The following is a 12,441-nucleotide window of genomic DNA, read 5'->3' as shown; positions in this document are numbered from 1 at the left end:
ATAGATCCAGCGGCAAAGGCCCTCCATGTTCGACACGCTCGCCTCCCAACCGAACGATCCCTTGCTCGCCTTGATCGGGCTCTACAATGCAGATGCGCGGACAGACAAGATCGATCTCGGAGTCGGCGTCTACCGCGATGACCTTGGGCGCACGCCGGTGTTGCGCGCCGTCAAGGCCGCCGAAAAGCAGTTGCTCGAAACCCAGGACAGCAAGTCCTATGTGGCGCCAGAAGGCGACCGGATCTTCCTGGACCTGCTGTGGGATCTGGTTGGCGGCACGGGAACCGGCAAATTCGCGGCAGGGGTTCAGACCCCGGGAGGCTCCGGCGCACTCCGACTAGCGTCTGACCTGTTTACCCGTGCCGGAACCCGCCGCCTCTGGCTCGGCGTGCCAAGCTGGCCAAACCATGCCGGTATATTCGGTGCGACCGGTCTTACGGTTGAAACCTATCCCTATTTTGACGTGCCGAGCCAGGCGGTGCGCTTTGCCAGCATGATGAAGGCGATGACCGGCGCCCAGGCAGGCGATGCGGTGCTGCTCCATGCAAGCTGCCACAATCCCACAGGCGCTGGTCTCACCGCCGCGCAATGGCAGGAACTGGCGGCCATCATTGCCGAGCGCCGGCTCATCCCACTGATCGATTCCGCTTACCAAGGTTTCGGCACGGGCATCGAGGAAGACGTGGCCGGCCTGCGTGAGGTGATTGCCGCTGCGCCCGAAGCGCTGGTCGCCGTCTCCTGCTCGAAATCCTTCGGCATCTACCGCGAACGCACCGGCGCGATCTTTGCCGTCGCCGAAACGCAGACTGCCGCCGATATCGCCCGCTCCAATCTGGTCACCATGGCCCGCACAAGCTATTCCATGCCGCCGGATCACGGTGCTGCGGTCGTTCGCACGATTCTCGCCTCAGACACGTTGCGCCGCGACTGGATCGATGAACTGAATTCGATGCGCGACCGGCTCAATGGTCTGCGCCGGGAACTGGCCAATGCGCTATCTGATAGCTGGCAGCTTGCGCCACAGATTGCCGAGCAACAGGGCATGTTCTCCCTGCTGCCGCTGAGCGAGAGCGACGTGCTGGATCTGCGCAAGGATCACGGCATCTACATGCCGACGTCCGGCCGCATCAACATCGCCGGGCTGAAAAGTGCCGACATCGCGCGGGTTGCCTCTGTCCTCAAGCCATTGTTCGGATAACGGTCCATGACCACCGCAACCGTCAACCCGATGGCGCCCGCCGAGCGCCACCGGCTCTATGAAGACGTTTTGGCGATGCTGTCCGGCACGCTTTTCGTCTCGCTCGGCACACTGATCTACACCAAGACCATGCTGACGGTTGGCTCCTCCGCTGGTCTGGCCTTGCTGATGTCGTACGCCTCGGGCTGGGGTTTCGGGCTGATCTTCTTCCTGGTCAACCTGCCGTTCTATATCCTTGCGGTCAAACGCATGGGCTGGGGTTTCACCATCCGCACATTCACCGCCGTGGCGCTGGTTTCGATCCTGTCAAAGCTCAACGGGGCGTGGATCGATTTCTCTCATCTCGACCCGCTCTATGCGACGATCATCGGTGGCGGATTGATTGGCACAGGCCTGTTAATGCTGTTTCGCCATCGCACGGGCCTTGGCGGCATCAACATCCTCGCGCTCTATCTGCAGGAGAAATTCGGAATTCGGGCCGGATACGTCCAGCTCGGCGTCGATCTGGCAATCCTCGCCGCAGCCTTTTTCATCCTGCCGGCAGACCGCCTGGCCTATTCAGTGTTGGGCGCTGCGATCGCGAACCTGATCATCGCCATCAACCACAAGCCTGGTCGTTATATGGGCTTGAGCTGAGCAACGCTCTTGCCGAAAACAGCAAGAACGTCGTCTTCGATCAGGCCAGGGCTGCATCCACGATCACCATCGGGCGACCTTGCGTACAGTTCTCGATCCGCGCATCCACGCGGTAAACCTGCCGGAGCAGGGCAGGGGTGATGACTTCGGCAGTCGGACCATTGGCAACAAGACGTCCGTCGGCAACGACCAGGGAATGCTCGCAGTAGCGCATCGCATGGTTGAGGTCATGCAGGGCTATCAGGACGGCCATGTCTGTCTGGCGGGCAAGCTGGTGCATGTGTTGCAGCACCTCGATCTGCCGGAAGAGATCGAGAGCCGACGTCGGCTCGTCCATCAGCAGAATTTGTGGCTTGCGCACCAGCGCCTGGGCAATGGCGACCAGTTGCCGCTGGCCACCCGACAATTCGCCCAGATCGCGGAAGGCAAGATCGGTAATGCGCAGTGACGAGAGGATGCGGTCGATATCGACCAGTTCCTGATCAGCCACCTTCCAGCCGGAGCCCTGCTTGGAGGCGAGCAGAACGCTTTCGTAGACAGTGAGCACGGCATTGGCGCCGGTATCCTGCGGCATATAGCAGATCGGCCGCAGGCTTTCCTCGCCACTGACATGCACGATGCCGGCGCCCTTCAACAGGCCGGCGATGCGTTTGAACAACGTCGATTTTCCCGCAGCATTCGGGCCAATCACCGCTGTCAACATGCCACCGACGATATCGCCGGTGGTGATATCGGTGAAAATGCGGTTGCGGCCATAGTGGGCGCCAAGCGCCTCGAGCTTCAGGGCTACCATGCGCGCCTCCGATGGGTGAAAATCAGCGAGAAGAAGAAGGGCACACCAACGAGCGCGGTGATGACCCCGATCGGCAGAATGGCACCCGGGATCAGCATTTTCGACACGACCGAGGTCGCCGACAGCAGCAATGCACCACAGATCACCGAACCCGGCAGGAAAAAGCGCTGATCTTCGCCGACCAACATGCGGGCGATATGCGGGCCAACCAGGCCGATAAAGCCGATCGTGCCGACGAAGGAGACGGGAATCGCCGCCAGCAGGCTGACCAGCATCATCGTCTCCAGCCGCAGGGCCTTGACGTTGACGCCGAAGGACGCTGCCTTGTCATCACCGAGACGAAGGGCGGTCAAAGCCCAGGCCTTGCGGGCAAAAAGCGGCACGCAAAACACCAGCACCGCCGCCGTTACACCGACCTTGGCCCAAGTGGCCTTGGTCAGCGAACCCATGGTCCAGAACACGACGGCGGCAAGCGCCTGTTCGGAGGCCAGATATTCCAGCAGCGACAGCAGTGCATTGAAGGTGAAAACCAGGGCAATGCCGAGCAGGACGATTGTCTCGACCGTTACGCCACGCAATGTCGAGACGCTGTAGATGAACAGCGAGGCGAGCATCGCCATCAGGAACGCATTGATCGGCACCATATATTGCACCGCGGCCGGAAACACGGCCACACCGCCAACCAGTGCCAGCGCTGCCCCAAAACCGGCAGCGGCTGAAATCCCGAGCGTGAACGGGCTTGCCAGAGGATTGGCCAGAATTGTCTGCATCTGCGCACCGGCGAGCGACAGGCTGGCGCCGACGGTCACCGCCATCAGTGCGATCGGCATGCGGATATCCCAGATGACGACACGCAGCTGGTTATTGGCTTCACTTGGTGACAAGATCGTCGAAACGACCTGGGCCAGCGTATAACGCGCCGGTCCGAGTGCCATGTCCACGGCAACACTGACAATCAGTGCGATGAGCAAAGCGCTCAGAATCAGGACGCGGCGTGCGGTCAAGGCACGGTAGCGACCGCGCCCCTCAACCCCGGCGACGTCTTCAGTCACGACGGCCATCCAATGTTATCCTTTTCAAGCAAAGCAAAATCGCCGGGCTTGGCAGCCTGCGGCGAGCGTTTCTGGTGGACCTGTGGGGCCGCGAAGGAAGGCGCCGCCAAAACGGCAACTGGGCAAGAATTGTCCGGTTTTTTGCGACCAACACGGGAACCCATCCCGTAAACAAAGGCCGGCGGGTTTCCCCGCCGGCAAAAACCATCAAAGGCCAGCCTTCAGCGAAGCGAAATAGCCCGGCTGGTAGTCGACCGGCAGGAAACGCTCGTGCATTTCCTTGAACGTCGCATCGGCATCGAGATCCTTGAACAGGTCCGGATGCAGCCACTTGGCGATCTGCTGGACAGCGACGAACTGGTAGGGGCTGTTGTAGAACTGGTGCCAGATGGCGTGCACATTGCCATCCTTGACCGCCTTCACGTCGGTAAAGCCGGGGCGCTTCATCAGATCGGACAGCTTCTGGGCAGCGACCGCCTTGTCAGCGCCCGGACCGACGCCAATCCACTTGCCACCTGGAACATAAAGCTCCCAGTTGGACCCGGTGACGATGACCTGGTCCGGGTTCGATGCGATGATCTGTTCGGGATTGACGGTACCGAATGTGCCAGGGATGATGTCCTTGGCCATGTTCACGCCGCCGGCGAGCTCGACCATCTTGCCGAAGTTCTCGTTGCCGAAGGACATGCAGCAATCGTCGGAGTAGCCGCCGGCACGCTCGATGAACACGAGAGGCTTCGTCAAGTCGGCAGCCTTGGCCAGCGTGTCGGTGACACGGGCAATCTGCTCGTCGTGGAATTTGACGAATTCTTCGGCGCGCTCTTCCTTACCGAACAGCTTGCCAATGATGCGCATGGAATCATCGGTGTGTTCCATCGGCTTTTCGCGGAAGTCGATGTAGACGAGCGGGATGCCGACCGCAGCCAGCTTTTCGATATAGCCGCTTTCCTCGGTCGCCGACTTTGCCTCGGTATTCATGATGATCACATCGGGCTTAAGGACCACGGCCTGCTCGATATCGAACGTGCCGTCCTTCATGCCGCCGAAGGTCGGGATCTTCTCCATCTCGGGGAACTTCTTGAGATAGATGTTGTAGCCGTCGAGGTCGGCCTTCTTGAAATCATCGCGCCAGCCGACAACACGGCCAAACGGGTTTTCGGTATCGAGCGCTGCGGTGAAATAGATCTGGCGGCCTTCGCCGAGGATGACGCGCTCGACAGGCACGTTGACCTCGACTTCACGGCCCGTGATATCCTTGATCGTCACGGTCTCGCCAGCATAGGCGGCCGTGGAAAAAAGAACGAGCGAAATCGCGGCGGCGGATGCCACCCTGTCGAGATAAAACACTGTCGCGTCTCCTGTTTGAGATTATGCGGTGATTTATGTTTTTATGACTTTCCCAGTCAAGAATTATCTTTTAGAAGTGTTCCAACCTCTCCATCACTTCCGGAAGATCCAGCCAATGCAAGCTGTTAGCTCTCTATCGAACCATGATCTGCGCGACGAGATAAAGGCCTATTGGTCACAAAGGGCAGAGACATTCGACAGCCAACCCGGTCACGAGATATTCTCGGAAGGCGAGCGGGCCGCCTGGCAGGCGCTATTTGCCAAGCATCTTGGAGTAGGGCAGGGCAGAGCCGCGCTGGATCTGGCCTGTGGTACAGCCGTCATATCGCATATCCTCGACGATCTGGGCTTCACGGTCACCGGCCTCGACTGGGCCGAGCCCATGCTGGAGCGGGCGCGGGCGAAGGCGGAAAAACGTGGCCGGCAGATCCGCTTCCTGATGGGGGATGCCGAAAACACCATGGAAAGTGACCAGTCCTATGATGTGATCACCAATCGCCACCTTGTTTGGACGCTGGTCGACCCGCTTGCCTGCTTTCGCGAATGGCACCGGGTGCTGAAGCCCGGCGGGCGCGTGCTCATCATCGATGGCGACTTCGTCAATGTATCGCCCCTGACCCGGTTGATGAAACGGTTGACGCAGTGGGCGGCCCGTATCGGGTTTGCCAAGGATGCGACGCATGGCGCGCCAAATGCCGATATGGCGGAAACACACAATCGTATCCTCTCGCGCGTGCATTTTTCCCGGGGCGCCCATGCTGTTGCAGTTGCGGAACTGCTGAAACAAGCAGGCTTCACCAAGATCACCATCGATACAGATCTTGGCGCAATCCACCGCGCACAACGCCAGAACTTTTCCTTCCTGAAGGGACTGGAGCGGGCAACACAGCATCGCTACGCCATCTGCGCCGAGAAATAGGCACGCGCCTGCATCTTGCATCGCATGCCCGGAAGTAATACCTTCGCTCAATCAGGTATTACCGAGGGCGCCATGGCGACAACAGTCACATCAAAGGGACAGGTCACGATCCCAAAACCGGTGCGCGACCTGCTTGGCATTGTGCCGGGCACGGAGGTCGAGTTTCGCCGCGCCGCCGATGGCAGCGTGGTACTGACCCGTTCCGACCGGAAGGCCGAGCCAAGCCGTTTTGCTGCCTTGCGCGGACATGCAGGCGTAGGCATGAGCACCGACGCGATCATGGCCCTGACACGGGGCGACGAGGCTTGATCCTCGTTGATACCAATGTTTTGCTCGATCTGGTCACCGACGATCCGGTATGGGCCACCTGGTCCATAGAGCGACTGGAGGCTGCGGCACTTGAAGGTCCGCTCCTGATCAATGACGTTGTCTATGCCGAACTTGCCGTGCGCTATGCACAGATCGAACGGCTGGACGAATTTGTCGACGCTGCAGGACTAACTCATGCTCCAATGCCCAAGGCCGCCCTTTTTTTGGCCGGTAAGGCCTTCACCGCCTATCGCAAGGCCGGCGGATCACGCACCGGCGTGCTGCCGGATTTCTTCATCGGAGCGCATGCTGCCATCGGTGGTTTCCCCGTTTTGACCCGCGACAGCGGACGCTATCGCAGTTATTTTCCCAAGCTGGTCCTGATCACACCTGAAACATGAGCGGGGTAGGCGCCAATCCCTTGGCCAACAACCTGCCAGGGGCGCAAGCGTCGCATTCGCGCATAGAATGTCCGGCATTTGGGATATGCCATGCATGCCAAGGCCTGTATTATCTCTTGCATGATGCGTCGCGACGACTGTTCCCCTGCGCCGCACGTTGGAGAAATTCCCGCCCGTGTCCGGCATCGTCCTTGATTCCCAGTCTCTCACCTTCGCCACCCTCGATGCCATCGGCTCGGGTCGCGTTTCCGTCAGTTTAAGCCCCGCCGGCATGGCGCGCGTGCGCAAAGGCCGCGAGGGCGTCGAGACAGCCATTGCCCGCGGCGAAACCATCTACGGTGCCAATACCGGCGTCGGCGCGATGAAGGATACCGACTGGAGCGAGGACGAAATCGGCACCTTCAACCTCGGCCTGGTGCATGCCCATCACTTCGGCACAGGTGCACCATTCCCCGTTCCCACCGTGCGCAAGGCCATTGCCATACGCATTAATACGGCACTTACCGGCTATGCCGGGTGCTCGCCGGAACTGGTGGAGGCTTTTCTGGCCTTGCTGAACAAGGACGTTATCCCGGTTGTGCGCCGGACAGGATCCATCGGCTGCGCCGATATCGGTCTGATGGGGCAGATCGGCTCGGTCCTCACCGGCGTCGGCGAAGTCTATTACCAAGGCCTGCGCCGCAAGACCTCGGATGTTTTTCCCGAAGTCGGCATCAGTCCACTCAGGCTCGCACCACGAGACGCACTCGCCTCACTGTCCGTAAATGGTGTCGGTTATGCAGCCAGCGCGGTGGCACTTCGCGATGCGGCCAAGGTGCTGCGGGTGTTGATGGGAACGGCGCTGATGTCCTCGGCCACACTTGGTGCGGCCCGCGCGCCCTGGCGGTCGGCGATCACGGTCGGCTGCGCCATGCAATCCGAGATCGGCCGATGGCTGACAGAAACATCGAGCGATTGGGACTGGAAAGACGCCTCGCATGTGCAGGACCCCTTGAGCCTGCGCATGCTGCCGCAGATCTTTGGTGTCGCGGTTGCCGAAATCGCGCGTATCGGTGCCGTCGTCTTGAAGGCCACAGGGCGCAGCGATGACAATCCTGTCGTGGTCGAGGGTGAAGTCCTGACTTCTGGCGGTTCGTTGCCCTTGGAAGTAGCGATTGCCATTCAGGCGGGCCAGTTGGTTCTTGCCCATGTCGCACGCAATATCTTCAACCGCTGTGTCCTGCTTGCCAATGGTGGCAGACGGGGTTTGCCGGTCAATCTCGTACCGTCCGGCGCGGTCGCAACCGGCTTCGGCCCGGCCCTCAAACTGGTCGGTGATCTCTATATCCGCGTATTGTCGATGACCTCTGCCCTGTCGCCTCAGTCGCTGGTTGTGGCAGACGGTATCGAGGACGAAGCGGCATTCCTACCGCTGATCGTCGAGCGGCTCGAGCGACAGGTCGAGGCCTTAAAGCGCATGGCAGCACTTGAGGCTCTATTTGCCGCGCAGGGCACGGATATCCTCGGCGATCGGCCGGAGGGTGTCGCCGCCTTGCTGCATGAGATCACCCGCAGTCACTCCGGCTTCTACCGCTCTGACCGGCCCTTGTCTTCGGAGGTGGAGGCGCTGGAAGAGGATCTGGCCGCCACCGGCACGCTGTCACGTCTCGTCGCGGCGGCGCCGCTGCCCGTCTTCGACAGCTTTTTCGCCCTCTGATCCAATAGTCTTGCATTGGGCTCCAGCGGCAATTCGCTCAAGATATCCAGTGCGACCTTCATCGCTCCGTCGGTCGCAGGCGAGGGCCTGCGTACCAGTGTCAGTCCGATATCGTAATGCTCGGGCAGCGCTATGGCATCCATACCGGCCTCCAGGCCCGCAAGGGCGGAAACCGGCATCACTGTCAGATAGCCGTGATCGACGACGAGATTGGCAATCACCGGAATCATGTCAATCTCGGTCACCGACAGGCGGTCACGCAGGTCACGCGGCAGTTCCTCCGCGATCAGCTGGGTAATCTTCTGGCGCAAGCCAGTGCGTGAAGACGGTGCCGCTAGCTTGTTGGCCATCAGGATTTCCGGCAGATCCGCCAGTGTTTTGCCGGCAAAACTGCCGGTCGGCCCGACCAGTGCCAATCGGGACTGCCAGACACGGCGCCCCAGGAGCCCATCCGGTATCTGGTCACAATCAACCAGAACCAGATCATAAAGCCCGCCGCTCAAACCAGCGAGCAAGTCATCGGCGCTGGCCGATGTCACAAACAGCGGCGCGCGGGCGCGTCGCCTCGGCCAGGCGGCAACGAGAGCTGCGATGATCCGGGCGACCCGGCTACCGGATCCAAGCGGGGATACCGCACCCAGCCGTGTTGTCACCCCAATCCGATGAAAGCGATCATCCGAGCCTTCATTGAGCCGGCCCCAGACCTGGTCGAGGTCTTCGGCCAGCGTCATCAGGCGGCGGCCGAATTCCGTAAGGGCCACACCGGCCTGGCCGCGTTGCATCAACGTGACACCCAGTTCGCTCTCCAGCCGCTGCATCTGGCGGGTCAGCTGTGGCTGACCCATGCCGATTTCCAGGGAAGCCCTGCGTATGCTGCCCGCGCGGGCAATCACCAGGAAGCGCTGCAGCGTGGCAAGCGAAATCGACAGACGTGTTGCCTGGCGGAGATCAGGCGGGGCAGAGGGCAGGGGAAGGGGAAGGGGAAGGGGAAGGGGGCTTTCCGATATCGCGCCATCGATTGGATCAATGCCGAGCCTGGCTATCGCCAATGATAGCTCTGCCGCGCGCGACAATGAACTTTCTAGCCGACGGCCTTCCAGCGTCAGCAGGTTGCGACTGCCCGACGGTGCGAACAGCGGCGTGGCTACTGCCGCCTGAAATCGGCCCAGTGCCGCCGAAACGCTGGATACCGGACGTTCAAGGCGGGCGGCGGCCTTGCGTACCCCGCCATCGATCAAAACGTGATGCACCGTCATCAGTGTCGCGATATCCAATCTGGCGCCTTTCCCACTTTCCTTGCCCCAATTCCGTTGGCCCAATTCCGGCGGCCTATGTCAGTGGCAAGCATAACTTGTCCATGAATTGGGATATGCCACAAAACTGCGCGCATGCCTAATCTCCCGTTCAGCGCCGGATCAACCGGCAGGTGGAGTGATGCTAATGGCTGATTTCGATCTGGTGCTGTCCGGCGCGGTGGTCCTGCCCGAACGTATCTTGGACAATGGCTTCGTTGCGGTGCGCGATGGTGTGGTTGCGCTCGTCGGCCAGGGAACGGCGCCAGCGGCCCGGGACCGTCATGTCCTTCCGGACGCCCTGATCTTTCCCGGTGCCATCGATGCCCAGGTGCATTCCCTGTCCCAGAAAGGCCAGGAGGATTTCATCTGGTCGACACGCTCGGCCGCGGCAGGCGGCATTACCACGATTGTCGACATGCCCTATGACGAGGGACATCTTGTCTGTTCGGCACAGGCAGTTGCGGAAAAAGTCGCTCATGCCAGCACTCAAGCCCGCGTCGACTTCGCGCTTTACGGCACCGTCGATCCCGAGGAGGGGGCCGCCCGTATCGCTGAACAAGCGGCAGCCGGCGTCGCCGCCTTCAAGTTCTCGACATTCGGAACAGATGCCAAGCGTTTCCCGCGCATCATAACGCCACTTCTGGCCGAATGTTTTGCCGAAGTCGCCAAGACAGGCCTTACGGCCGGTGTGCATAATGAAAACGAGGAATATGTCCGCTTCGCAATGAATCAGGTCAAGGCGGCCGGCATTGCTGACTACACCGCCCACGGGCTGTCGCGCCCGCCACTGACCGAACTTCTGGCGATGCTGGAGATTTACGAGACCGGCGCCCTGACCGGTTGCCCAGCCCATGTTGTGCATTGTTCACTGGCGCGCGGCTACGAGATCGCCGCCGGCTACCGGGCCCAGGGCCATCAGGCGACGGTCGAGTGCCTGATCCACTATCTGACACTGGATGAAGAAGTCGACGCCAAGCGCCTGGGCGGGAAATCGAAATGCAATCCGCCGATCCGGCCACGCGCGGAAGTCGAGGCGCTCTGGCGCCAGTTGACTGCTGGCAACGTGACACTTTTGGCCACCGACCATGTCAGTTGGTCGCTCGACCGCAAGACCCGGCCCGACATGCTGGACAATGCCTCGGGCCTGCCGGGACTCGAGATGATGATACCGCTTTTCGTCAAAGGCGCCCTCCAGCGCGGTGTTCCGCTGACCTGGGGCGCCAGATTGATGGCCGATAACCCCGCGCGGCACTTCCGCATTGATCATCAAAAGGGTGCACTCGCCGTCGGTCGCGACGCCGATATCGCCGTGCTGACACCAGAAGCCTTCATCTATGATGCCTCAAAGACCGGCAACAATGTTGCCGGCTGGTCACCCTATGACGGGATGAGTCTGCCTTATCGGGTCTCCGCCACCTACAATCGCGGCGAACTTGTCTATGACGGTCAGACCGTCATTGGCCAACCCGGCCGCGGCCGTTTCATCCGCCCGCCGGCCGCCAACCCCTATCGGGCAACAGCCGCATGAACCGGCGCAACTTTCCCGCCTCGGCCGAACGTATCGCGGCTGACATCGACGCTCTTGCCGGCCTGACGGAGCCAGGGAGGCCCTATACGCGTCGGGCCTTTACACCCCTGCATCTGGAAGGCCGGTCTTTTCTTGCTGAACAGTTCCGCAAGGCTGGCCTCGCTGTGCATGTCGATGCCGGCGGCAATCTGGTCGGACGCCGGGCAGGCAACAACCCCAGTCTCGGTACGCTCATGCTTGGCTCGCATTCCGACACTGTGCCGGATGGTGGTCGCTTCGATGGTATTGCTGGGGTGATTGCTGCGCTCGAAGTCGCCCGCACGTTGACCGAGCAGGGTATTGACCTGGAGCACGATCTCGAGATCGTCGATTTCCTCGCCGAGGAAGTCTCCATCTTTGGCGTCTCTTGTATCGGCAGCCGGTCGATGGCCGGCACCCGCCCGTCCGAATGGCTGTCGCGCGAGGTCGACGGACAGACCTTGGCCCAAGGCATCGCAAATGCCGGCGGCGATCCAGGAAGTCACGAGATCAGATCCGATATTCGCGCCTTTCTGGAACTGCATATCGAGCAGGGACCCATTTTGGAAGCCGAGCGTCTGTCGATCGGCGTCGTCACGGCGATTGCCGGCATTACGCGGATAGAAGTCAAGATCGAAGGTCGCGCCGATCACGCTGGCACGACGCCGATGGACCGACGGGCCGATGCGCTGGTTGCCGCGTCGCGCATGGTGCTGGATATCGAGGCATTGGCGACGACCATGGCCAGTGGCAGGGCGCATTTTGCCGCAACGGTCGGTGAATTCTCCCTGCTTCCCAATGCCGCAAACGTCATTCCATCGCATGTCAGAATGTTGATCGACATCCGCGCAGAAAAACCAGAGGACGCAAAACTCTTCGCCCGCGCCCTGCAGAAGACCGCGCACGAGATTGGCTCCGCGAGCGGCACCACCATCAGCCTCAACCCGATCTCGGAAGCTGCCGCCGTTCCGATGAACTCCTATCTGCAGGAGGTACTTTCGGACATCGCCGGCGTGATCGGCGAAGGGCACCGGCGGCTCGCATCCGGCGCGGGCCATGATGCCGCCTTCATTGCCAGGGTGGCGCCGGCAGGTATGATCTTCATTCCTTGCCGGGACGGGCGCAGCCATGCGGCGGAAGAATTAGCCGAGACCAACGACATCGCACTCGGTGCAATGGTTCTGCTCGAAGCGGTCAAGCGACTGGACAATGAGATGAGCACGACAACGGACAAAGAAAGGCACTGACC

General features: G+C 61.0%; 11 protein-coding genes and 1 pseudogene. 8 read left to right on the top strand and 4 right to left on the bottom strand.

The genetic code is table 11. The features are described 5' to 3' along the window. Positions 1-25 precede the first annotated feature (25 nt). Entirely contained in the window at positions 26-1,198 is a 1,173-nt protein-coding gene (locus tag LQ231_RS25175) for an amino acid aminotransferase (protein WP_230174843.1), read from the top strand. A gap of 6 nt (positions 1,199-1,204) precedes the next feature. Further along, the gene (locus LQ231_RS25170; protein ID WP_230174841.1) at positions 1,205-1,834 is read left to right on the top strand and encodes a YitT family protein; all 630 of its coding nucleotides are present in this window, start codon (positions 1,205-1,207) and stop codon (positions 1,832-1,834) included. Between the two features lie 40 nt (positions 1,835-1,874). On the opposite strand, the gene LQ231_RS25165 is transcribed toward LQ231_RS25170, so the two are convergent. The 3 genes from LQ231_RS25165 to LQ231_RS25155 all read right to left on the bottom strand — a co-directional run bounded on the left by LQ231_RS25165 (position 1,875) and on the right by LQ231_RS25155 (position 5,026). Then, positions 1,875-2,627 carry an ABC transporter ATP-binding protein gene (locus LQ231_RS25165; protein WP_113139809.1) on the bottom strand — a complete coding sequence of 251 codons (753 nt, stop codon included), beginning with the start codon at positions 2,625-2,627 and terminating at the stop codon, positions 1,875-1,877. Next, positions 2,621-3,688 (bottom strand): iron ABC transporter permease, encoded by a 1,068-nt coding sequence (locus LQ231_RS25160; RefSeq protein ID WP_230174840.1) that lies wholly within the window; start codon positions 3,686-3,688, stop codon positions 2,621-2,623. Before LQ231_RS25160 ends, LQ231_RS25165 begins: the two co-directional genes overlap by 7 nt. Positions 3,689-3,886: 198 nt before the next feature. After that, positions 3,887-5,026: an ABC transporter substrate-binding protein gene (locus tag LQ231_RS25155; RefSeq protein ID WP_230174839.1), complete on the bottom strand. Its 1,140-nt coding sequence runs from the start codon at positions 5,024-5,026 to the stop codon at positions 3,887-3,889. A gap of 115 nt (positions 5,027-5,141) precedes the next feature. On the opposite strand from LQ231_RS25155, the gene LQ231_RS25150 reads away from it, so the two are divergent. The 4 genes from LQ231_RS25150 (at position 5,142) to LQ231_RS25135 (ending at position 8,351) form a co-directional block, all read left to right on the top strand. Then, on the top strand, positions 5,142-5,945 hold the full coding sequence (locus LQ231_RS25150) for a class I SAM-dependent methyltransferase (protein WP_230174838.1): 804 nt from the start codon (positions 5,142-5,144) through the stop codon (positions 5,943-5,945). Positions 5,946-6,017: 72 nt separating this feature from the next. Continuing rightward, complete coding sequence (locus LQ231_RS25145) at positions 6,018-6,254, top strand: AbrB/MazE/SpoVT family DNA-binding domain-containing protein (RefSeq protein WP_230174837.1); 237 nt, start codon at positions 6,018-6,020, stop codon at positions 6,252-6,254. Continuing rightward, a complete protein-coding gene (locus LQ231_RS25140) occupies positions 6,251-6,655 on the top strand; it encodes a type II toxin-antitoxin system VapC family toxin (RefSeq protein ID WP_230174836.1) in 405 nt (134 codons plus the stop codon). The genes LQ231_RS25145 and LQ231_RS25140 overlap by 4 nt, the downstream gene beginning before the upstream one ends. 175 nt (positions 6,656-6,830) lie before the next feature. Next, a complete protein-coding gene (locus LQ231_RS25135) occupies positions 6,831-8,351 on the top strand; it encodes an aromatic amino acid ammonia-lyase (protein WP_230174835.1) in 1,521 nt (506 codons plus the stop codon). A 44-nt stretch (positions 8,352-8,395) separates the two neighbouring features. Here LQ231_RS25135 and LQ231_RS25130 read toward each other — a convergent pair. After that, a pseudogene (locus LQ231_RS25130) lies at positions 8,396-9,607 on the bottom strand (LysR family transcriptional regulator); the annotation flags it as partial. Positions 9,608-9,791: 184 nt separating this feature from the next. Between LQ231_RS25130 and LQ231_RS25125 the strand changes: the two are divergent. Both LQ231_RS25125 and LQ231_RS25120 read left to right on the top strand, forming a co-directional pair. Beyond that, positions 9,792-11,174 (top strand): amidohydrolase family protein, encoded by a 1,383-nt coding sequence (locus tag LQ231_RS25125; protein ID WP_230174833.1) that lies wholly within the window; start codon positions 9,792-9,794, stop codon positions 11,172-11,174. Continuing rightward, complete coding sequence (locus LQ231_RS25120) at positions 11,171-12,439, top strand: Zn-dependent hydrolase (protein WP_230174832.1); 1,269 nt, start codon at positions 11,171-11,173, stop codon at positions 12,437-12,439. The genes LQ231_RS25125 and LQ231_RS25120 overlap by 4 nt, the downstream gene beginning before the upstream one ends. Positions 12,440-12,441: the final 2 nt, after the last annotated feature.

Source organism: Rhizobium sp. CECT 9324, assembly GCF_918741265.1.
Lineage (GTDB): Bacteria > Pseudomonadota > Alphaproteobacteria > Rhizobiales > Rhizobiaceae > Allorhizobium.
Note: the sequence above shows the minus strand (reverse complement) of the source record. Positions and strands in the feature narration are given on the sequence as shown.